The 20,786-nt window shown below is 70.8% G+C and carries 17 protein-coding genes; 4 read left to right on the top strand and 13 right to left on the bottom strand.

Annotated elements, in window-relative coordinates:
* Nucleotides 1–274 precede the first annotated feature (274 nt).
* The 4 genes from AC06FP_RS00775 to AC06FP_RS00790 form a co-directional block, all read right to left on the bottom strand.
* The gene (locus AC06FP_RS00775) at nt 275–1,279 is read right to left on the bottom strand and encodes a class I fructose-bisphosphate aldolase (protein WP_478074125.1); all 1,005 of its coding nucleotides are present in this window, start codon (nt 1,277–1,279) and stop codon (nt 275–277) included.
* A 163-nt stretch (nt 1,280–1,442) separates the two neighbouring features.
* Nucleotides 1,443–2,909, bottom strand: a complete 1,467-nt coding sequence (pyk, locus tag AC06FP_RS00780) for a pyruvate kinase (RefSeq protein ID WP_456116899.1) — start codon at nt 2,907–2,909, stop codon at nt 1,443–1,445.
* A gap of 368 nt (nt 2,910–3,277) precedes the next feature.
* The gene (locus AC06FP_RS00785) at nt 3,278–3,922 is read right to left on the bottom strand and encodes an HAD hydrolase-like protein (protein WP_478074126.1); all 645 of its coding nucleotides are present in this window, start codon (nt 3,920–3,922) and stop codon (nt 3,278–3,280) included.
* Nucleotides 3,919–5,097, bottom strand: coding sequence for a phosphoglycerate kinase (locus tag AC06FP_RS00790; RefSeq protein ID WP_478074127.1), 1,179 nt, complete (start codon nt 5,095–5,097; stop codon nt 3,919–3,921). The genes AC06FP_RS00785 and AC06FP_RS00790 overlap by 4 nt, the downstream gene beginning before the upstream one ends.
* 82 nt (nt 5,098–5,179) lie before the next feature.
* Between AC06FP_RS00790 and AC06FP_RS00795 the strand changes: the two genes are divergently transcribed.
* Nucleotides 5,180–5,740, top strand: coding sequence for a GNAT family N-acetyltransferase (locus tag AC06FP_RS00795; RefSeq protein WP_478074128.1), 561 nt, complete (start codon nt 5,180–5,182; stop codon nt 5,738–5,740).
* 110 nt (nt 5,741–5,850) lie between these two features.
* On the opposite strand, the gene AC06FP_RS00800 is transcribed toward AC06FP_RS00795, so the two are convergent.
* The 3 genes from AC06FP_RS00800 to gap form a co-directional block, all read right to left on the bottom strand.
* Complete coding sequence (locus AC06FP_RS00800) at nt 5,851–7,230, bottom strand: DUF3999 domain-containing protein (protein WP_478074129.1); 1,380 nt, start codon at nt 7,228–7,230, stop codon at nt 5,851–5,853.
* Complete coding sequence (locus tag AC06FP_RS00805) at nt 7,227–9,962, bottom strand: DUF2339 domain-containing protein (protein ID WP_478074130.1); 2,736 nt, start codon at nt 9,960–9,962, stop codon at nt 7,227–7,229. The genes AC06FP_RS00800 and AC06FP_RS00805 overlap by 4 nt, the downstream gene beginning before the upstream one ends.
* Before the next feature lie 184 nt (nt 9,963–10,146).
* A complete protein-coding gene (gene gap, locus AC06FP_RS00810; RefSeq protein ID WP_478074131.1) occupies nt 10,147–11,148 on the bottom strand; it encodes a type I glyceraldehyde-3-phosphate dehydrogenase in 1,002 nt (333 codons plus the stop codon).
* 250 nt (nt 11,149–11,398) lie between these two features.
* Here gap and AC06FP_RS00815 point away from each other — a divergent pair, with 250 nt between their 5' ends.
* Entirely contained in the window at nt 11,399–12,043 is a 645-nt protein-coding gene (locus AC06FP_RS00815; protein ID WP_456116906.1) for an OmpW/AlkL family protein, read from the top strand.
* A 146-nt stretch (nt 12,044–12,189) separates the two neighbouring features.
* Nucleotides 12,190–13,020, top strand: a complete 831-nt coding sequence (locus AC06FP_RS00820; protein WP_478074733.1) for a S1/P1 nuclease — start codon at nt 12,190–12,192, stop codon at nt 13,018–13,020.
* Between the two features lie 51 nt (nt 13,021–13,071).
* Here AC06FP_RS00820 and AC06FP_RS00825 read toward each other — a convergent pair whose 3' ends face one another.
* Genes AC06FP_RS00825 through AC06FP_RS00835 form a run of 3 tightly spaced genes read right to left on the bottom strand, consistent with a single transcriptional unit; the run spans nt 13,072 to nt 15,609 of the window.
* On the bottom strand, nt 13,072–13,668 hold the full coding sequence (locus AC06FP_RS00825; protein WP_478074132.1) for a hypothetical protein: 597 nt from the start codon (nt 13,666–13,668) through the stop codon (nt 13,072–13,074).
* Complete coding sequence (locus tag AC06FP_RS00830) at nt 13,665–15,251, bottom strand: TonB family protein (RefSeq protein ID WP_478074133.1); 1,587 nt, start codon at nt 15,249–15,251, stop codon at nt 13,665–13,667. Before AC06FP_RS00830 ends, AC06FP_RS00825 begins: the two co-directional genes overlap by 4 nt.
* The gene (locus AC06FP_RS00835) at nt 15,238–15,609 is read right to left on the bottom strand and encodes a BlaI/MecI/CopY family transcriptional regulator (RefSeq protein ID WP_456119469.1); all 372 of its coding nucleotides are present in this window, start codon (nt 15,607–15,609) and stop codon (nt 15,238–15,240) included. Before AC06FP_RS00835 ends, AC06FP_RS00830 begins: the two co-directional genes overlap by 14 nt.
* Nucleotides 15,610–15,730: 121 nt before the next feature.
* Between AC06FP_RS00835 and AC06FP_RS00840 the strand changes: the two genes are divergently transcribed.
* A complete protein-coding gene (locus AC06FP_RS00840) occupies nt 15,731–17,686 on the top strand; it encodes an acetyl-CoA hydrolase/transferase C-terminal domain-containing protein (protein WP_478074134.1) in 1,956 nt (651 codons plus the stop codon).
* 15 nt (nt 17,687–17,701) lie between these two features.
* Here AC06FP_RS00840 and AC06FP_RS00845 read toward each other — a convergent pair whose 3' ends face one another.
* From AC06FP_RS00845 to tkt, 3 genes are all read right to left on the bottom strand, one after another.
* Nucleotides 17,702–18,070: a VOC family protein gene (locus AC06FP_RS00845; protein WP_456116910.1), complete on the bottom strand. Its 369-nt coding sequence runs from the start codon at nt 18,068–18,070 to the stop codon at nt 17,702–17,704.
* 24 nt (nt 18,071–18,094) lie between these two features.
* The gene (locus AC06FP_RS00850; protein ID WP_478074135.1) at nt 18,095–18,475 is read right to left on the bottom strand and encodes a VOC family protein; all 381 of its coding nucleotides are present in this window, start codon (nt 18,473–18,475) and stop codon (nt 18,095–18,097) included.
* A 274-nt stretch (nt 18,476–18,749) separates the two neighbouring features.
* Nucleotides 18,750–20,756 carry a transketolase gene (gene tkt / locus AC06FP_RS00855; protein WP_456116912.1) on the bottom strand — a complete coding sequence of 669 codons (2,007 nt, stop codon included), beginning with the start codon at nt 20,754–20,756 and terminating at the stop codon, nt 18,750–18,752.
* Nucleotides 20,757–20,786: the final 30 nt, after the last annotated feature.

Below are 20,786 nucleotides of genomic sequence, written 5' to 3' on the forward strand. Positions count from 1 at the left end.
CGCGGGCAATGCCCCGGCGCCGGGGAACCTTGCGGTCATTCGTTGCAGATGCGGGCCCTGCCCTGCATGGAGCCTTCCCTGCGCAGGCCTGCCGGGCGTTGCCTGGCGCTGCAGCGCTTGGCGGCTCGGTGGCGGGCTTCCGGCTGGAGCATTGCCGCAAAAACCCGGCATCGCCCGGCACCAGGGAACCGGACATGCCGCTCCTGGGCCTGCCCGCAAATGAAAACGCCGGCGCAAGGCCGGCGTTTCCACGTGCATCGCGGGCGGTGGGCGATCAGCCTTCCCACTTGCCCAGCGCGGCCAGGCCGTTTTCCTTGGCGCGCTCGTACACGGTCTTCTGCGCGGCGGCGTAGTTGCCCTGCATGTCCTTGGCCCACAGCTTCAGCGCGGCCTGCTGCATGGCGCGGCCGTAGGAGAAGCTCAGCGGCCACGGCAGCTTGTCGAGCTGGTTCATGGCGTTCAGGTGCGCGGTGGACTGCTCGTCGCTCTGGCCGCCGGACAGGAACACCACGCCCGGCAGGATCGCCGGCACGGTGCTCTTCAGGCACATCACGGTGGCTTCGGCCACTTCCTCGACGTCGGCCTGCTCGTCGCAGTCCTTGCCGGAGATGACCATCGAGGCCTTCAGGATGGTGCCTTCCAGCAGCACGTTCTGCTGGTACAGCGCGTCGAACAGCGAACGCAGGGTGGCTTCGGTGACTTCGTAGCAGGTCTCGATGTCGTGGTCGCCGTCCATGATCACTTCCGGCTCGACCATCGGCACCAGGCCGCATTCCTGGCACAGCGCGGCGTAGCGGGCCAGCGCGTGGGCGTTGGATTCGATGCAGGTGCCCGACGGGATGCTCTCGCCGATGTTGATGACCGCGCGCCACTTGGCGAAGCGGGCGCCAAGCTTGTAGTACTCCTGCAGGCGCTCGCGCAGGCCGTCCAGGCCCTCGGTGACCAGCTCGCCCGGGCAGCCGGCCAGCGGGTGCGCGCCCTTGTCGACCTTGATGCCCGGGATCATGCCGTGGTCGGCCATGTACTTGGCGAACGGCACGCCGTCCCGGGTGCTCTGGCGGATGGTTTCGTCGTACAGGATCGCGCCGGAGATGTGCTCGTTGAGCTTGGGCGTGGTCAGCAGCAGCTCGCGGTAGGCACGGCGGTTCTCTTCCGTGTTCTCGATGCCGACGCTGGCGAAGCGCTTGGCGATCGTGCCGGTGGATTCGTCGATGGCGATGATGCCCTTGCCCGGGGCGACCATGGCCTGGGCGGTTTCAGCCAGCAGTTCGATGCTCATGAAGTTCCTGTAACGGGGTGCGGGAAAACCCTGATTATAGCCCGCGCCGCCGGTGGGCCGGCCGTGAGCACGGCCTGGAACCGGTTCCAATGCACGCCGCAGGACAAAACCTGTCCGCTGCGGTCACGCACGGGCCATCGCGATGGCCCGTGCGCGGGCTTCGTCAGAGCTCGCCCAGGCCGCTGGCGCGGCCGTCGCTGCCGACTTCGAGCAGGCGCAGGGTATTGGTGGCGCCGTGGGTTTCCATGTGCTCGCCGCTGGTGAACACCACGCGGTCGCCGGGCTGCAGCAGGCCGGCTTCGACCAGCAGGCGGATGCTGCCGCGCGCGGCTTCGCGCGGGGTGAAGCCACGGCTGTCGAAGTTGATCGGGAACACGTCGCGCATCAGCGCCATCTGCCGGCGCGCGCCGTCGTGGCGGGTCACCGCGAACACCGGCGCCTTGGCGCGGAAGCGCGACAGGTAGCGCGCGGTGCCGCCGGATTCGGTCATCGCCACGATCGCGCGCACGCCCACGTGCTGGGACAGGAACATGGTGGCCATGGCGATGGCCTGGTCGGCGCGCTCCAGGTTGCGCGGCGACGCGTTGAAATCGGTATCGATCTGGAACTGGCGCTCGGCGCCCAGGCAGATGCGCGCCATCGCCTCGACCGCCTTGACCGGATAGGCGCCGGCCGCGGTTTCGGCCGACAGCATCACCGCGTCGGTGCCGTCGATGACCGAGTTGGCCACGTCCAACACCTCGGCGCGGGTCGGGATCGGGCTTTCGACCATGGACTGCAGCATCTGCGTGGCGGTGATCACCACCTTGTTGTGCGCCAGCGCGGCCTTGATGATCTTCTTCTGCAGGCCCGGCAGCTCGGCGTCGCCGATCTCCACGCCCAGGTCGCCGCGCGCGACCATCACCACATCGCTGGCCTCGACGATCTCCTCCAGGTTCTCGATCGCCTCGGTGCGCTCGATCTTGGACACCAGCGCCGCATCGCAGCCGTGCTGGCGGGCGATGGCGCGCGCATCGTTCATGTCCTGCGCGTTGCGGCAGAACGAGACGGCGATGAAGTCCACGCCGATCTTGGCCACGATGCCGATCAGTTCCTTGTCGCGCTCGGTCAGCGCGCCCAGCGACAGGCCGCCGCCCTGCTTGTTCAGGCCCTTGCGGTCGGACAGCACGCCATCGTTGAGCACGGTGTTGACGATGCGCTCGCCCTGTACTTCCACCACCTGCAGCTGCATCAGGCCGTCGTCGAGCAGCAGCACGTCGCCCGGGCCCACGTCCTGCGGCAGGCCCAGGTAGCTCACGCCCACCTGGGTGGCATCGCCGGGCGCCGCGTCGGCGTTGGCGATCAGGTCGAAGCGGTCGCCGGCCTTGAGCTGCACCTTGCCCTCGGCGAAACGCTCGATGCGGATCTTCGGGCCCGGCAGGTCGGCCAGGATGCCCACTTCCACGCCGACGCGGTTGGCCGCGGCGCGCACTTCGGCGGCGCGCCGGGCCTGGCCGGACGGATCGCCATGGGAGAAGTTCAGCCGCACCACGTTGACACCCGCGCGGAACAGATCGTCGAGCACGCCCGGCGCATCGGTGGCCGGTCCGAGGGTGGCGAGGATCTTGGTGCGGCGCTGGCGTTCGATCATGGTGCGAAAACTCCCGGAAAGGCCGCCGAAATTAGCATATCCAGTGCATGACAACGATGTCGCATACGATTTCAGAAGACACTTTCCACGCTGTCCCGCAGACAGGACGGACAGCCTGTCCGGACAGCGCGAGGCGGGTGCCGGATGCTGTCCTGCGCACCCGCGCCGGCAGGACACCCGCCTGCACCTGCGGGGCACCGCGGGACAACGGACGGGCCAGCCGGGACATCGCGCCGCTGCGCTGCCGCGACCGCGCTCTGGCACGGCGGCAACAGCACCGGACCTGACCCGACGCGAAAAAGAAATGGCGCTGTCCGGACGGGCACGCGGGCACCTCCGGCAAGGGCCCCCGGGGAGCCCGTCGCCCGCTACGGCGAGAGCAACCGCCCCAGTTCCGCCGGGGTGGACGCCAGCACGCCGGCACCGGCCGCGGCCAGTTCCTCGCGGCCGCCGAAGCCCCACAGCACGCCGACGTTGCGCATGCCGTGGTGGCGCGCGCCTTCGATGTCCATGCGCCGGTCGCCGATCATCCAGCACTGCCCGGAAGACAACGACAGGCGCCGCAGCGCTTCGGCGATCAGTTCCGGCTTGTGGCTGCGCACGCCGTCCTCGGTGGCGCCGATCACGTCCTCGAAGCAGCCGCCGAACGGCAGGTGCGCGACGATGCGCCGCGCATGCGGCTCGTTCTTGGCGGTGACCACGGCCAGACGGTGGCCGGCGGCATGCAGGCCCTGTACCACCTCGCCGATGCCGGCGTAGACGTCGTGCTCCAGCCAGCCGTGCAGGTCGAACCGTTCGCGATACAGCGCCACCGCGCGTTCGACGCGCTGCGCGTCGCCGAACACCGGGGTGAAGCTGGTGCGCAGCGCCGGGCCGATCCACTTGCGCAGTTCGGCATCGCCGGGCACCGGCTGCTCCATCTTCTCCAGCGCGTAAGCCACGCAGCGGGTGATGCCGACGGCCGAATCGATCAGCGTGCCGTCGAGATCGAAGAACAGCACATCTCGGCTCACGAACCGCGGGCCTCCAGCGCGGCCACGGCCGGCAGGGTCTTGCCCTCCAGGAACTCGAGGAAGGCACCGCCGCCGGTGGAGATGTAGCTCACCTCATCGGCGATGCCGTACTTGTCCACGGCGGCCAGCGTGTCGCCGCCGCCGGCGATGGAGAACGCGCTGGACGCGGCGATGGCGCGGGCCAGCGCCTCGGTACCCTTGCCGAACGCGTCGAACTCGAACACGCCGACCGGGCCGTTCCACACCACGGTGCCGGCCCTGGCGATCAGTTCGGCATAGTGCGCGGCGGTCTTGGGGCCGATGTCCAGGATCATGTCGTCGGCGCCCACCGCAGCGACCGCCTTGACCGTGGCCGGGGCATCGGCAGCGAACGCCGGGGCGACCACCACGTCGACCGGCAGCGGGATCTCGGCACCGCGCGCCCTGGCCGCGGCATCGATGCTGCGTGCGGTGTCGAGCAGGTCGTTCTCGACCAGCGACTTGCCCACGCCGTGACCTTCGGCGGCGATGAAGGTGTTGGCGATGCCGCCACCGACGATCAGCTGGTCCACCTTGCCGACCAGGCTGGACAGCAGTTCCAGCTTGGTCGAGACCTTGGAGCCGGCGACGATCGCCAGCAGCGGCCGCGCCGGGTTGGCCAGCGCCTTGTCCAGCGCGTCCAGCTCGGCCATCAGCAGCGGGCCGCCGGCGGCGACCGGGGCGAAGCGGATCACGCCGTGGGTCGAGGCCTGGGCGCGGTGCGCGGTGCCGAAGGCGTCCATCACGAACACGTCGCACAGCGCGGCGTACTTCCTCGACAGGGCCTCGTCGTCCTTGCCCTCGCCGACGTTCATGCGGCAGTTCTCCAGCAGCACGATGCTGCCCGGCGCGACCTCCACGCCATCCACCCAGTCGCGCAGCAGCGGCACGTCCACGCCCAGCAGTTCGGACAGGCGCGCGGCCACCGGCGCCAGCGAATCGGCCTGGCTCCACACGCCTTCCTTCGGCCGGCCCAGGTGCGAGGTGACCATCACCGCCGCGCCCCTGGCCAGCGCCAGCTTCAGCGTCGGCAGCGAGGCGGTGATGCGCTGTTCGGAGGTGATCCTGCCGTTCTCGTCGATCGGCACGTTGAGATCCTGGCGGATCAGCACGCGCTTGCCGGCGAGGTCGAGGTCGGTCATGCGGACGATGGACATGGCGGGGTCGGCTCCGGAAGACTGTGGGGAAACCGCAATTCTCGCCCGCCCCCGCAGGCGGGGCAAACCCGAGGTGTACCGCATGCCGCCGCGCCTGCCGCAACCCGAGCTGTCCAGCGCCCGCCTGCGCCTGCGCGAAGTGCGCGCGGACGACGCGCCGGCGCTGTTCGCCATCCACAGCGACCGGCGGGTGATGCGCTACTGGAGCTACCCGGCCTGGACCGGGCTGGCGCAGGCCGAATGCAAGGTGGCCGACATCCAGCGCCAGCGCCGCGAGCTGGACATGCTGGCCTGGGCCATCACCGAAGCGCACGACGACCGGCTGATCGGCACCAGCGCGGTGTTCGCGATGCATCTGGAGCAGGGCCGCGCCGAGATCGGCTACAGCGTGCATCCGGACTGGCAGGGGCGCGGGCTGGCCAGCGAGGCCCTGCGCCTGATCCTGCGCCACCTGTTCGACGGCATGGGACTGCGCCGGATCGAAGCCGACATCGACCCGCGCAACCAGGCTTCGTGCCGGCTGGTCGAAAGGCTCGGTTTCGTCCGCGAGGGCGTGCTGCGCGAACGCTGGCACGTCAATGGCGAAATCTGCGACACCGCGCTGTACGGCCTGCTGCGCCGGGATTTCATCGCCCGCGCGTAGGAGTGCTTATCAGTGCGTGAGGGGGCTTGCCTGCTGGAATCTCCGCGCTCGGACGGATCAGCAGGCAGGCCTCTCGCGACTGCAGTCGCTCCTGCGGGGCAGCAGCGATTTCAGTCGCCCGCGGGGCGGTTGCCGCGCAGCAGGCTCAGCGCGAAACCGGCCACGGCCAGCGCGCCGGCCACCAGCACGGCCCACAGCACCAGGTTCTTCCAGTCGCGCACCGGCGCGGCCGGCGCATAGGCCCTGTCGCCGGCGCGCACCGTGCCGTCGCCGAGGCGGGCGGCCGCCGGCTGCCACTGCGCACCGTTGTGGGCACGCAGCGCGGCCAGCATCGGCTCCAGGTTGCTCCCGCGCACGCCGGCGCGCGCATTGCCGGCCACCAGCAGGTACGGCGCGCGACCCTGGGCGAGGAACACCACGCTGCCGGGCCGGTAGCCCAGCTTCAGGGCCGGCGCCGGGGTGCCGGCCACCGCCGGTTCGGCCTGCAACTGCCAGTCGCGGTCGCTGGTTTCCTGCCCGAGTTCCAGCGGCGCCGACGCCTGCCTGCGTTCGCCTTCCTGCAGCGTCCAGGTGTTCCAGCCGCTGGCCCGCACCTGCCAGGCCTGCTCGGCGTCGGCCACCTTGCGGTCGTCGTCGCGGCTGGACACGGTCCACGCCACCGCGGTGTTGGGCGGCATCGCCACGTCCACGCGCTGCACCGGGAAGCGGCCCTGCAGCCGGTAACGGAAACGGGCCGGCGCGCCCTTGTCGGGCGTCGCAGCGGCCAGTTCGACCCACTGCCAGTCGTCCGCGGCCATGTCGCCGGCCAGCTCGCCCTGCAGCGCGCGCAGCGGCGGCGCGCCGTCGCGCTGCAGCGGCACCAGCCGCAGGTAACGCAGCGACGTGGACACCGCGACGCGGTCGCTGTTCAACTGCCGCCCCTGGTTGTGCAGGCGCACCAGCCGCACCTCCGGGTCGAGCACCTGCCAGCGGCGCAGGTCGTCGCTGCCTTCCAGCCGATAGCCCAGGTCCAGCGCCGTCGGCTCGCCTTCCCATTGCACGCGCAGCGCCTGCACCTGCCCGGCCTGCCGGCCCAGGTCCACCAGCCACGCCGGATCGCTCCTGGCCGTGCCGGCGGCGCCCGGCGAATTGCGCACCGACACCACATTGCCGCCGGCATCGCGCTGTACCACCACGCTCAGGTCGCCGCCGGTCGTCGTGGCCGCGCTGGCGGGCAGGGCGAACCAGTCCAGCGGCACCTGCCGCGCCGGTCCGGCGATCGGCGTGGCCGCGGCCTGCACGGCGCTGGCCATGGGCCTGCCGTCGGCGTCGATCACCTGCACGTCGCGCAGGTCGCGCCAGTACGTGGCGCGATAGACCCCGGCCTCCAGGGTGACGCGATAGGCGCCGGCATCGGCCTGGCCCAGCTGCAGCGGCCACTGCGCCGCGAAATCGTCGGCCGCCTGCGCCGTCAACGGCAGCAGCGCCATCCACCACAGACGCCTGATCATGCGGAAGCTTCCTCCTGTTGCGTGTCGTCGCCGCGCTTGCGCGGCGGTGCCGGCGCCAGCCAGCCGACCAGCGTGCACAGCAGTCCATAGGCGATGAAGGCGCCGATGCCCAGCAGGTCGCCCAGGTTGCCGCGGTCGATCAGCAGCAGCTTGGCCAGCACCACGCCCATCAGGATCGCGCCGGCCAGCCACAGCCCCCATTGCCCGCGCCGCGAGCCGCTGACCCAGCCGACCACGCCGAGCAGGCTCCACACCACGGTGAGGCTGGTCTGCGCCAGGCTGGTATCGATCAGCCGGCCGTTCCAGGCGATGCCGCCCCAATGGTGCACGGCGCGCAGGGTGATGGTGCTGACCAGCACCAGCGCCGCCAGCGGCAGCAGGCCCAGGCGCAGCCCGGCCAGGCGCGAGCGCGCATCGACCGACCACAGCCGCAGCGCCGCCAGCACCAGCACGGCCAGCTGCGCCAGGTCCAGCGGATTGAGCAGCGCGATCCACGGCAGCGGCGCCGAGGCGCCGTCGCTGGCCAGCGATACCAGCCACCACAGGCCCAGCACGGCGAAGGTCGCCGCCTGCAGGACCGCCCGGTAGCGGTCGAACGCCGCGCCCAGCGGCTGCGCCAGCCAGTGCCAGCGGTGGATCGACAGCGCCGCCAGCAGCAGCCACGGCAGCGCCAGCAGCATGCCGACCCAGCCGCCGGCCAGCCAGAAGCGCTTGCCCAGGTACCAGGACAGCAGCGACAGCACGGTCGGCCACAGCAGCCACCACGCCAGCTGTGCGGCACCGGCGATGGCATCGCCGGCCGCACGCAGGCACAGCAGGCTGCGCACGCCCAGCGCCGCGAACAGCGGCCAGGCCCACGCGCCATGGCCGGCGAAGGGCTGGCCGTAGGCGCCGAGCTGCAGGAAGGCCAGCGGGAACGCCAGCACGAAGCAGCCCAGCGTGGTCAGCGACAGCGCCAGCGCCGGACGGCGCCGGTGCACCTCGGCCGCCAGCCAGCCGCTGACGCCCAGCAGCACCAGCATTCCGTGCAGGGTGCTGCGCGGCTCGACGAAGCGCGCGATCTCGGTACCGGCGTTGCCCATCCACCAGGCCAGGCCCCACACGTAGGCGGCCACCGCCACCGGCCGGTTGCCGGTGGCGCGATACAGCCAGGCGGTAGCGAAGCCCGCCAGCGCGATCAGCAGCGCGCCCATGAAGGCCGCGTTGGCGACCGCGAACGCCACGCCATCGCGGACCGCATGGGCGCCATCGATGCCCACCGCCAGCGCGAACGCCGCCGCCAGTTGCAGGCCGATGCCGGTCCAGCGCGCCAGCCGGCGCTGCTGCATCAGGCCCAGCCAGACCAGGCCGGCGCCTTCCAGCGCGAACACCGAGGCGGTGGCCTTGGCCGACAGCGCCAGCGGCACCGCCAGCGTGGCGAACCCCACCGCGAGGATGGCGTAGCCCTGCGCCAGCAGGCGCAGGCGTTCGCGGCCCAGCAGCGCGCGCGCCAGCACCGCGTAGAGCACGGCCACGCCCAGCGCGCACAGCGCCAGCGGCATGCGCTCGCCCTGCAGCAGGCCGGCCTGCAGCGAGAACGCCACCAGCGGCGTGCCGAACAGCAGGCAACCGTCGATGCGCGCGCCGCCCGGCGTCTGCGCCCTGCGCGCGTAGAGCAGGGGCAACAGCAGGTAGAACACGAAGAACAGCACCAGGAACGGCTCGGTGCTGGCGAACTTGGCCGGCGCGTAGTCCAGCACGCCCCAGATCGTGCCGATGCCCCAGGTGAAGGCGAAACCGAGCAGGTTGAGGATGCGCCACGGCCGCACCCAGGCGATGGCGAAGATGCCGGCGTTGAGCAGCGCGTAGTACGAGAACAGGCCGACGTGGTTGCCGCTGCCGTCGGACAGCCAGACCGGCGCCATGAAGCCGGCCAGCACGCCGAGGATGGCCAGCGTGCGCGACTCCTGCAGCACCGCCATCACGCACAGCCCGGCGATCAGCACCACGCTGATCGCGAACGCCGGCAACGCGTCGATCAGGCCGTGGTTCTTGTACGCGGCGAACACCACCAGCAGCAGCACGCCGATCGCACCGCCCTGCAGGGCCAGGGCGAAGGCGCGATGACTCTCGCGCTTGCGCCATGCGAACACCAGCCCGGCCAATGCCGCAAGGCTGATGCCAGCCAGGCGGAACGCGGGCGGGAAACTGAACCAGCCGGCGTCGCTGCCGTACTTGAGCAGCGCCGCCACGCCGGCCAGCAGCACCAGCATGCCGACCTTGACCGGCACGTTGCCGGTGGTGAACCACTGCCTGACGCGCGCGAGGCCGCGCTCGATGACATTCGGTTCCTCCGGCACCCGGGATGCCGGCGGCGGTGCGGCTGACGGGAGGGCACGCGCCGGCGGCGGCGCCACGGGGTCCGGCAGCGGCGGCAATGGCGGCGCGACCGCCGGCCGCGGCGGCTCGGGCGCTTCCATCGCCGGGGCAGGCATGGGTTCGGGCTCGGGTCCGGGTTCGCGCTCTGACCCGGCTCCGGAAGGCGCGAACTCCCCCGCCTCCGGCAGCGGCTCCTCCCAGGCGTTGCGCCCTTCCGTGGCCGGCGGCGGCACCGCGTCGCCCACCTGCCCGCGCGCCAGCGACGCTTCGAGCGCGGCCACGCGCCGCTTGAGCGAGGACACCGACACCAGGGCCATGACCAGCAGCACCGGCACCGCCAGCACCACGGCCACCACCAGCAACCCAAAGAACATCACCGCGCCATCCATTCTTCGTCCTTGTCACCGGGAGGTGCGGCACCACCTTATCCGCGCCTCGCCGAAACGCAAGATGCCGCCCGGCCGATCCGTGGCACGTGACAGGAAAATCGAGGCGGCGGGACAAAAAAGAAGGGCGCCTTTCCGGCGCCCTTCTTCATCCAGCTGCAATACCGGTCGATCAGGCCGCGACCACGCGCACCATTTCCAGGCACTTGTTGGAGTAGCCCCACTCGTTGTCGTACCAGCTGACCAGCTTGACGAAGGTGGAGTCCAGCGCGATGCCGGCTTCGGCGTCGAACACCGAGGTATGGGTCTCGCCGCGGAAATCGGTGGCCACCACCTTGTCCTCGGTGTAGCCCAGCACGCCCTTCAGCGCGCCTTCGCTCTGCGCCTTCACTTCGGCGCAGATCTCGGCGTAGGTGGCCGGCTTTTCCAGCTCGACGGTCAGGTCGACCACCGACACGTCCGAGGTCGGCACACGGAAGCTCATGCCGGTGAGCTTCTTGTTGAGTTCCGGGATCACCACGCCCACGGCCTTGGCCGCGCCGGTGGAGGACGGGATGATGTTCTCCAGGATGCCGCGGCCACCGCGCCAGTCCTTGTTGGACGGGCCGTCGACGGTCTTCTGGGTGGCGGTGGCGGCGTGCACGGTGGTCATCAGGCCGCGCTTGATGCCCCACTTGTCGTTGATCACCTTGGCCAGCGGCGCCAGGCAGTTGGTGGTGCACGAGGCGTTGGAGATGATGGCCTGGCCGGCGTAGGTCCTGTCGTTGACGCCGAACACGAACATCGGCGTGTCGTCCTTGGACGGCGCGGACATGATCACCTTCCTGGCGCCGGCATCGATGTGCTTCTGCGCCGCTTCCTTGGTCAGGAACAGGCCGGTGGACTCGATCACCACGTCCACGCCCGCTTCGTCCCACTTCAGGTTGGCCGGGTCGCGTTCCTGGGTCAGGCGGATCTTCTTTCCGTTGACCAGCAGGTGGCCGCCTTCGATGGCGACATCGGCCTTGAAGCGGCCGTGCACGGAGTCGTACTTGAGCATGTAGGCCAGGTAGTCCGGCTCCAGCAGGTCGTTGATGGCCACGACCTCGATGTCGTTGCCGAAGTTCAACACCGCCGAACGCAGCACGTTGCGCCCGATGCGCCCGAAACCGTTGATGCCGACCTTGATTGCCATGTTCACGAACTCCTGCGGCCGCAGACCGCTGCGGCGGGGGTGGAAAGGGACCGGCATTGTAACAGCCGGGCCTGCCCCGCTGGCCTCCGCCCCGCACCGCACCGCACCGCGTATGGCCAGGACGGCGACCGTTGCGGGGCAGGACCATGAACGCCCAATGAGCCCGGGCGCAGGTTTGATCCGGATCAAGGCGTGCGCGGAGCACGCCGCGGAGACTGGCGCCAACCCCACCAAGCAATGGAAACGCACCATGCGCAAGACCCCCGCCCTGCTGCTGTCCGGCCTCGCCGCCGCCCTGGCCCTGGCCGCCTCCCCCGCCATGGCGCAGTCCAAGGGCGACTGGACGCTGGGCGTCGGCGTGCACAACGTCGATCCGAAATCCCGCGCCGGCGATCTCGACGGCTCGGCGCTGGGCCTGGGCGCGCTGCCGGCCCGGGTGGACAACAGCGTGCGCCCGACCGTGACCTTCGAATACTTCGTCGCCGACAAGGTGGGCGTGGAAGTGCTGGCCGCGTTGCCGTTCCAGCACGACGTCAGCATCGACGGCGTCGGCACGGTGGGCCGTACCAAGCAGCTGCCGCCGGTGGTCTCGCTGCAGTACCACTTCACCAACAGCAGCAAGGTCACCCCGTTCGTCGGCCTGGGCGTGAACTACACCAGGTTCTTCAGCACCGACAGCAAGGGCGCGCTGCAGGGCACCCGACTCAAACTGGAAGACTCGTGGGGCCTGGCCGCGCATGCCGGCCTGGATTTCGCGCTGACCGACAGGGACGCGCTGCGCGTGGACCTGCGCTGGGCCGACATCGACACCAAGGTCAAGGTGAACGGCCACACGCTGGGCACCGCCAACATCGACCCGCTGGTGTACGGCGTGGCCTACGTCCGCACCTTCTGATCCTGCCTCCCCGGTAGCGCGGGGAAAGCCGCTTCCCAGGGCCTGTCCACGCCCCGCCGCGAGCCAAGCGCGGCGGAACCGTGGGCAAGCCCGCCACTTTCGGCACAGGGCCGCGGTGGTGCGGCCGCTAGAATGCGCCGATGAAAATCCGCGCCCGCCTGCCCCTGCTCCTTTCCGCCACCGTCCTGGCCGCTTCCACCCTGGTATCCACACCGGCCTTCGCCTGGGGCGCGCAGGGCCACCGCCTGGTCGCGCGCATCGCCGAAACGCGCCTGGACCCTTCCGCAAGGGCGGAAGTGGCGCGCCTGCTCGCCACCGAAGCCGGCGCCACCCTGGCCAGCATCGCGCCCTGGGCCGACCAGCTGCGCGCCGAGGACCCCGACCTGGGCAAGCGCTCGGCCGGCTGGCACTACGTCAACATGGCCGAGGATGGCTGCCGCTACGACCCGCCGAAGCATTGCCGCGACGGCGACTGCGTGATCGAGGCGCTGAAGGCGCAGAGCGCGCGCCTGGCCGACCGCGGCCTGTCCGACGCCGAGCGCCTGCAGGCGCTCAAGTTCGTCGTGCACCTGGTCGGCGACATGCACCAGCCGATGCACGCCGGCTACGGCCACGACAAGGGCGGCAATAACTACCAGCTGCAGTTCAACGAGCGCGGCACCAACCTGCACTCGCTGTGGGACAGCGGCATGTTCTACGCCCTGCAGCTGGACGACGGGCAGTACCTGCAGCGCCTGCAGGCGCTGCCGGCGCCGGACGGCGTCGCCGCGCCGCAGCTGCAGCGCGATGCATCCCTGTGGGCCGAGCAGAGCTGCGGCATCGCCACGCGCGAGGGCGTCTATCCGGCCAACCGCAAGGTCGGCCAGGCCTACGCCGACAGCTGGCGCCCGGTGGCCGAAGCGCAGCTGCGCCTGGCCGGCGAGCGGCTGGCGGCGCTGTTGAACGAATTGCTGGATACGGCGCCGAAGCCGCGTTGACCGGCCTGCGGTGCTGCGTCGCCAGCGGGCCGTGCCGGGCAAGCCCGGCGCCTACGGCTGCGGCGGCTTGCCCAGCTGCACGCGTGCCCGTCCCTGCACGATCTCGAAGGTGAACGCATAAGGCAGCGTCACCGGCACCTCCTCCACCGTCGTGGCGCCGGTGCAGTCGTCCGGCGCGGCCGGCGACGTGCCCGCGGCGAAATGGCAGATCGCCGCAGGCCCGAAGCGCCATTGCCGCACGGCATCGCCCGCGGCCTGCAGCAGGTGGCCATTCGCCGCGTCGTTGCCGGCACCGCACTGGCTGTGCGCCAGCAGCGGGAAGCTGCGCTGCACCTGTCCCTGCGCATCGAGGACGACATTCAGGCACACCGTCACCGGCGGCAGCGATCGTTGCGCGGGCATGTCGGGCAGCTCCGGCAATGGCGCATGCGTCGGCCGGGGCATGCGGAAGACCTCGCTGGCCGACAGCGTGTACGGCTGCACGCCGCCGCCCTGTCCGCCGGTGGATTCGGCCGGCAGCAGGCGCTGTCCCACGTTGTAGGTGTCGGCCACGTCGGCGGTGGCGGCCAGGCGCGTCGCGCAGCCGGCCGTTGCCAGCAGCAGGCACAGCGTGATGAACGCGGGTGCCGCCGGAGCGCGCCGCGTCATGGCGCGCCTGCGCCGGGCGTGCCGGGCGCGTCCATGTCGAAACGCACCGGGATGCGCACCTTGCCGGCTACCGGCCTGCCGTCCTTCCGCGCCGGGTTGAACTTCCACCCGCGCGCCGCTTCCATCGCCGCCTCGTCCAGGTCGGCGTGTCCCGAACTGCGGTCGAGCACGACACCGGCGGCCGTGCCATCGGCGGCCACCTCGACCTTCAGCACCACCTCGCCGGTGTGCATGCTCGGCGGATAGCGCGGCGGCGACATGTCGGCGAAGCCTACCGTGCTGGCCGGCGCATCCGCAGGTTCCGCGCCGATGCGCGCCTGCGATGCAGGTGCGGGAGCCGCCACGGCGCCGGCCTCGCTGCCGAGATCCACGACGATGGCCTCCATCTTGAACAGCGAACCGGCGTCCTTCGTATCGACGCGCATGCCGACCGGGCTGCCGGTGGTCACCACCAGCGTCGGCGTGGCGACCACCTGCCCGCCTTCGCGCAGGGTACCGGACAGCACGAGCCGGGCCGCGTCCAGCGGTTCCACCGTGAATTCGCCCTCCCACCTGCGGCCGGCCGGCGTGTCCATGGAAAACGCGAACGGCCTGCCCGCAGGCCCGCGCACCTCGAAGCTGCGCGCTTCACCGTCCACGTCCAGTTGCAGCTTCACGCCGTAATGGACCGCACCGGCGGCGCCCTTTTCCGCCCGCGCCGGCTGCGCGGCCCACGCCGCATACCCCAGCCCCGTCGACAGCCCCGCCGACAGCAGCAGCATCGCGAACCACTGCTGCTTTCCCGGCACCGGACGCTTCAGCATGGCGATACGCTCCTTCAACGGATGCGGGCCCTGCCAGTGGCAACCGAGCGGCAAGGGCGACAGCGACAGCCCGGTCTTGAGCATGGCGCTGCCATAGCTGCGGCGCGCGCCGTCGCCGCGGGCGATGACGCGCTCGTCGCAGGAAAACTCCTGGTCCTCGCGGCAGCGACGCAGCGCCAGCGGCAGCAGCGGGTTGAACCAGTACACGCACTGCATCGCCGCCAGCAGCGCGTTGACCGCGATGTCGCCACGGCGCAGGTGCACCTGTTCGTGCAGCAGCACGAGCCGCCGTTCCTGCGCGGTGTAGCGCTGCTCGAAATCCACCGGCAGCACGATCCGCGGCCGCCACAGGCCGACCACGGCAGGCAGCCCCGCCGCTGCCTGCGCCCGCCAGCAGCCCTCGCCGCCACGCTGCAGCGTGCCCAGCCCACGCACGAAACGCCGCTGCTGGCGCAGCTGCCATGCCATCATCAGCAGCGCGCCCGCCGCCCAGATTCCACCCAGCACCGGCGCCCACGGCAGCATCGGCGCGGCCTGCACCATCGCGGCAGGGGTTGCCGGCAGTAGCGCGTCCAGGGCCGTCATCGGCAGCACCGCGCTGCGCGGCGCCGGCAGCAGCACGGCGCCCCACGCCACCGGCACGGCCAGCCACAACAGGTAGGCCGCGCTGGCGCCCAGCCGGCGCCGCACCACGCCGCGCAGCAGCAGCACCACGGCCATCGCCGCGCTGCTGGCCAGCGTGGTCGCCAGCAAGGCCTGCAGGAACTCAGGGCTGGTCATCGTCGAGTTCCTCCAGCAGCCTGCGCAGTTCGGCCACGTCGTCGCGGCTCAGCCTGCGGTGCTGGCTGAAATGCGCCACCAGCGGCGCGACGCGGCCGTCGAACAGGCGCTCGAGCAGGCTGCTGCTTTCCTCCAGCAGCCATGCGTCGCGCTGCACCCGCGGTGCGTACAGGTAGCGCCGCCCCTCCTTCATCGCGCTGATCGCGCCCTTGTTGAGCAGGCGGTTGAGCAGGGTCTTGACGGTGGCCTCGGCCCAGCCGTTGCGGCCGGCCAGGCGCGCCACCACGTCCTCGGCGGCGAGCGGGTGCGCCTCCCACAGGATCTCCATCACCACCGCTTCGGCCTCGCTGATCCGGATCATCGTTTACGCTCGTAATTTTTATCGATTACACGAGTAAACGATTCGCCTGTCAAGCATCCCGACCGGGGCTTCATCGCCGCGGTGCTGTAATGCCGGCTCTCCGCAACAACGCACCGCCATGCCCCATCATGTGACCGATCCCGATGCCGCCGTGGCGTGGCTGCTGGCCCACGTCGAGGGACCGCTGCGCATCGGCGCGCCGCTGGCGCTGGGCAAGCCGCACCGGCTGCTCAACGCGCTCTATGCCCGCATCGAGCAGGACCCCTCGCGCCCGCTGCAGCTCTATACGGCGCTCTCGCTCGATCCGCCGCAGGCCAGCGGCAACGACCTGCAGGCGCGTTTCCTGCGGCCGTTCGTCGAGCGCCATTTCGGCGCGGACTTCCCGCGCCTGGCCTATGCGCAGGCGGTGGCGCGCGACGCCCTGCCCGCGCACGTGCAGGTGGAGGAGTTCTACATGCAGTCCGGCGCGCTGCTGGGCTCCACGCAGGCGCAGCGCGCCTACACCAGCCTCAACTACACCCACGCCGCCGACGCGGTGGCGCAGCGCGCGCCGCACGCCATCGTGCAGAAGGTGGCCGCGCGCGAAGGCAGCGCGCGGCTGTCCCTGTCGTGCAACAACGACATCACCCAGGACACGCTCGACGCCATCGCCGCGCGCGGCCTGCCGCGGCCGCTGCTGATCGCCGAGATCGACCCGGAGCTGCCGTGGCTGGGCGGCACCGCCACGGTGGACGCGGCGTTCTTCGACCTGGTGCTCACCCCGCCCGGCCCGTATCCGAAGCTGTTCGGGCTGCCGCGGCAGCCGGTGAACGATGCCGATTACGCCATCGGCCTGTACGCCAGCACGCTGGTGCGCGACGGCGGCACCCTGCAGATCGGCATCGGCGCGCTGGCCGACGCGCTCAGCCACGCGCTGGTGCTGCGGCATACCGACAATGCCCGCTACCGGCGGATACTGCATGCGCTCGACCCGACGCTGGCAGAGCACCCGCTGGTGCGCGAAGCCGGCGGGCTGGCGCCGTTCGAGACCGGCCTGTACGGCTGCAGCGAAATGCTCAACGAGGGCTTCCGCAGGCTGGTGCAGAGCGGCGTGATCCGCCGCAAGGTGCACGACGACCTGGCGCTGATGCAGCGCCTGGCCAACGGCAGCGCCTACACCGCCGACCATGCGCGGCTGGCCGAGGAAGGCGAATACCTGCACGGCGCGTTCTACCTCGGCTCGCCGGAGTTCTACGACTGGCTGCGGCACCTGCCCGAGGACGAATGCCGCGCCATCGGCATGCGCCGCATCAGCGAGATCAACCAGCTCTATGGCGGCGATGAAACCCTGCAGCGGCTGCAGCGCCGCGACGCGCGCTTCTTCAATTCCTGCATGATGGCCACCGCGCTCGGCGCGGCGGTATCGGACGCGCTGGACGACGGCCGCGTGGTGTCCGGCGTCGGCGGCCAGTACAACTTCGTGGCGATGGCGCACGCGCTGCCGGATGCGCGCAGCGTGCTGATGTTCCGCGCCGTGCGCGAAGCGGCGGGCAGCGCGCGCTCCAATGTCCGCTGGAACTACGGCCACACCACCATTCCGCGCCACCTGCGCGATGTCTTCATCGACGAATACGGCATCGCCGACCTGCGCGGCGCGACCGACGAGGACTGCGTGATCGCCATGGCCGGCATCACCGACGCCGCCTTCCAGGCGCCGCTGCTGGAACAGGCGAAGGCGGCGAAGAAGCTGGCGCGCGGCTTCACCGCGCCGGCGCGCTGGCAGCGCAACCGCGCCGAGGTGCTTGCCGCCGCGCTGGCGCCGTTCCGCCGCGACGGCAGCCTGCCCGATTACCCGCTGGGCAGCGATTTCACCCCGGTCGAGCAGGACCTGCTGCGCGCCCTGACCTGGCTCAAGACCCGCACCGCCAGCGCCGGCGGCAAGCTGCGCACCGTGCTCGCGGCCCTGCGCCAGCGCGCCGGCGACAACGACGCCATGTACCTGCAGCGCATGGCGCTGGAACAGCCGGTCGGTTTCGGCGAGTGGCTCGATGCGCGCCTGCTGCGCCTGGCGCTGGCACGCACCGCGCGGCCCTGAAAGGCGGCGCGTCGCTCAGGCGTCCGCGGCGGACGGATCGTGCTGCAGGATGTTCACCAGCCCGCCGAACGGATCGCGCACGAAGAACCGGCGCACGCCCCACGGCTCGCGCGCCGGCCCGTACTCGAGGGCGATGCCGGCGGCGCGGACGCGGGCCAGCGCTTCGTCCAGGTCGTCCACCTCCACCGAAAGATCCGGCACCGGCGTTCCCGATCCGCCTTCGGTGGCGAAACTCAGCTGCGTGGTCATGCGCGATGGCGCCGCGTAGGTGCGGATCCAGCCATGGTCCATGACCGGTTCCAGGCCGAGGATCGCGTGGTAGAACGCATCAGCGGCGTCCAGCTGGTCGGTACGGATGTTGGCGACGATGCGCTTCACTTTCATCGGATTCTCCAAGGTGTGCCTGCGCTACTGCCCGGCCGGCGGCTCCCACAGTTCGACCTTGTTGCCCTCCGGGTCGATGACCCAGCCGAATTTTCCCTGCTCGGAGGTCTCGGTCCTGTCGACGACGTCGCAACCCTCGGCGCGCAGCACCGGCAGCAGCGCGTCCAGGTCGGCGACGCGGAAATTGACCATGAAGGACGCCGTGCCTGGCGCCATGTAGTTCGTGTCGGCGGCGAACGGGCTCCAGATCGTCATGCCCGGCGCGCTGCCCTCGCCGCCCCACCGGAACACCGCGCCATTCCAGCCGGCGACATCGAGCCCGAGATGATCGCGGTACCAGGCCGCCAGCGCGGCCGGGTCCTTCGCCTTGAAGAAGATGCCGCCGATACCGGTCACGCGCTTCATGGTGCTTCTCCGGATGTGCCGCCCGCGATGGGGGCGTGCGGTCGATGCTCGCATGCGGGCGGAGCCGGAGCCAATGGGCTCCGTCGTACCTGGACCCGCGCGCCAAGAACCCACCCCGCAGGAGCGACTTCAGTCGCGAAAGGGCAGCGCCGGGAAAGCCTCTTCGCGACTGAAGTCGCTCCTACGGAGGGAGCGGGACGCGCTTCCGCCGGAGAGGAGCAAAGAAAAGGCCGGGAAATCCCGGCCTTTTCTCACCACGCCGCGATGCGGCGCATCACTTCGCCAGCTGCGCCTTCGCCGCGGCGACCACCGCCTCGGTGGTGATGCCGAAGTGCTGGTACAGCTTGTCGGCCGGGGCCGAGGCGCCGAAGGTATCCAGGCCGACCACGGCGCCGTCCAGGCCCACGTACTGGCGCCAGAAACCGGTGACGCCGGCTTCCACCGCCACGCGCGCGCGCACCGCGTTGGGCAGCACCGATTCGCGGTAGGCCGCGTCCTGGCGGTCGAACACGTTGGTGGACGGCATCGACACCACGCGGGCCTTGATGCCGGCCGCGTCCAGCTCGGCCTTGGCGGCCATGGCCAGGCCCACTTCCGAGCCGGTGCCGATCAGGATCACATCCGGCGTGCCGGCGGCGTCGGCCAGCACGTAGCCGCCGCGTTCGATCAGCCTGACCTGCTCGGCGCTGCGCTGCTGCGGGGCCAGGTTCTGGCGGCTGAAGATCAGGCAGCTCGGGTTGTCCCTGCGCAGGATCGCGGCCTTCCAGCTCACCGCCGACTCGGTGGCGTCGCAGGGGCGCCACACGTCGTTGTTGGGGATGTAGCGCAGCGAGGCGATGTGCTCGACCGGCTGGTGGGTCGGGCCGTCCTCGCCCAGGCCGATGGAGTCGTGGGTGAACACGTGGATGACCTGCGCCGGGATCAGCGCGCTCATGCGCAGCGCGTTGCGGGCGTAGTCGCTGAACACCAGGAAGGTGGCGTCGAACGGCAGGAAACCGCCGTGCAGGGCCAGGCCGTTGGCGATCGCGCTCATGCCGAACTCGCGCACGCCGTAGTGCACGTAGTTGGCCTGCGGGTCTTCGCCGACCACGGTGTGTGCGCCCTTCCACAGGGTCAGGTTGGAGCCGGCCAGGTCGGCCGAGCCGCCGACGATTTCCGGCAGCAGCGGCGCGAAGGCCTGGATGGCGTTCTGCGAGGCCTTGCGCGAGGCGATGGTCGGCGCTTCGGCCTGCACCTGGGCGATGTAGGCATCGGCCTGGGCGATGAAGTCGGCCGGCAGCTCGCCGTGCGACCGGCGGGTCAGTTCCTCGGCCTCGGCCGGGAACTGCGCGGCGTACTTGTCGAACAGCTGCTCCCACTCGGCCTGGCGCAGGGTGCCGGTGCCGCCCGCGCGCCAGCCGGCGTAGATCTCCTCGGGAATCTCGAACGGGCCGTATTCCCAGCCCAGCGCCTTGCGGGTGGCTTCCAGTTCGTCCTTGCCCAGCGGCGCGCCGTGGCTGGATTCCTGGCCGGCCTTGTTCGGCGAACCGAAGCCGATGGTGGTCTTGCAGCAGATCAGGGTCGGCCTGTCGAACTGCGACAGCGCCGCGTCGATGCCGGCCTTGATGCTCTCCGGGTCATGGCCGTCGACGCCGCGCACCACGTTCCAGCCGTAGGACTCGAAGCGCGCCGGGGTGTCGTCGGTGAACCAGCCTTCCACTTCGCCGTCGATGGAGATGTTGTTGTCGTCCCAGAAGCAGACCAGCTTGCCCAGGCCCCAGGTGCCGGCCAGCGAGGCGGCCTCGTGCGAGATGCCTTCCATCAGGCAGCCGTCGCCCATGAACACCCAGGTGCGGTGGTCGACGACTTCGAACTCGGGGCGGTTGTAGCGCTGCGCCAGCAGCTTCTCGGCCAGCGCGAAGCCCACCGCATTTGCGAAGCCCTGGCCCAGCGGGCCGGTGGTGGTCTCCACGCCCGGTGTTTCATGGCGCTCCGGGTGGCCGGCGGTCCTGCTGCCCAGCTGGCGGAAGGCCTTGAGCTGCTCGATCGGCAGGTCGTAGCCGCTCAGGTGCAGCAGTGCGTACTGCAGCATCGAGCCGTGGCCGTTGGACAGCACGAAGCGGTCGCGGTTGAACCACTTCGGGTTGTTCGGGTTGTGCCGGAGGTAGTCGTTCCAGAGCACTTCGGCGATGTCGGCCATGCCCATCGGCATGCCGGGGTGGCCGGAGTTGGCGGCTTGCACCGCATCGGCGGCGAGGAAACGGATGGCGTTCGCCAACTGGCGGCGGGAGGGCTGCGTCATGGTTCGTCGGGTCGGGAGGCTCCCGCGGAG

The organism is Stenotrophomonas sp. Steno-Z2, from assembly GCF_056393235.1.

What these genes read in the sequence shown, in the direction of transcription:
- AC06FP_RS00800 (WP_478074129.1), bottom strand. Translation starts at nt 7,230, where the DNA reads ATGATCAGGCGTCTGTGGTGGATGGCGCTGCTGCCGTTGACGGCGCAG.
- gap (WP_478074131.1), bottom strand. Translation starts at nt 11,148, where the DNA reads ATGGCAATCAAGGTCGGCATCAACGGTTTCGGGCGCATCGGGCGCAAC.
- AC06FP_RS00850 (WP_478074135.1), bottom strand. Translation starts at nt 18,475, where the DNA reads ATGAAGCGCGTGACCGGTATCGGCGGCATCTTCTTCAAGGCGAAGGAC.
- AC06FP_RS00840 (WP_478074134.1), top strand. Translation starts at nt 15,731, where the DNA reads ATGCCCCATCATGTGACCGATCCCGATGCCGCCGTGGCGTGGCTGCTG.
- AC06FP_RS00830 (WP_478074133.1), bottom strand. Translation starts at nt 15,251, where the DNA reads ATGACCAGCCCTGAGTTCCTGCAGGCCTTGCTGGCGACCACGCTGGCC.
- AC06FP_RS00775 (WP_478074125.1), bottom strand. Translation starts at nt 1,279, where the DNA reads ATGAGCATCGAACTGCTGGCTGAAACCGCCCAGGCCATGGTCGCCCCG.
- pyk (WP_456116899.1), bottom strand. Translation starts at nt 2,909, where the DNA reads ATGATCGAACGCCAGCGCCGCACCAAGATCCTCGCCACCCTCGGACCG.
- tkt (WP_456116912.1), bottom strand. Translation starts at nt 20,756, where the DNA reads ATGACGCAGCCCTCCCGCCGCCAGTTGGCGAACGCCATCCGTTTCCTC.
- AC06FP_RS00795 (WP_478074128.1), top strand. Translation starts at nt 5,180, where the DNA reads ATGCCGCCGCGCCTGCCGCAACCCGAGCTGTCCAGCGCCCGCCTGCGC.
- AC06FP_RS00845 (WP_456116910.1), bottom strand. Translation starts at nt 18,070, where the DNA reads ATGAAAGTGAAGCGCATCGTCGCCAACATCCGTACCGACCAGCTGGAC.
- AC06FP_RS00815 (WP_456116906.1), top strand. Translation starts at nt 11,399, where the DNA reads ATGCGCAAGACCCCCGCCCTGCTGCTGTCCGGCCTCGCCGCCGCCCTG.
- AC06FP_RS00805 (WP_478074130.1), bottom strand. Translation starts at nt 9,962, where the DNA reads ATGTTCTTTGGGTTGCTGGTGGTGGCCGTGGTGCTGGCGGTGCCGGTG.
- AC06FP_RS00790 (WP_478074127.1), bottom strand. Translation starts at nt 5,097, where the DNA reads ATGTCCATCGTCCGCATGACCGACCTCGACCTCGCCGGCAAGCGCGTG.
- AC06FP_RS00825 (WP_478074132.1), bottom strand. Translation starts at nt 13,668, where the DNA reads ATGACGCGGCGCGCTCCGGCGGCACCCGCGTTCATCACGCTGTGCCTG.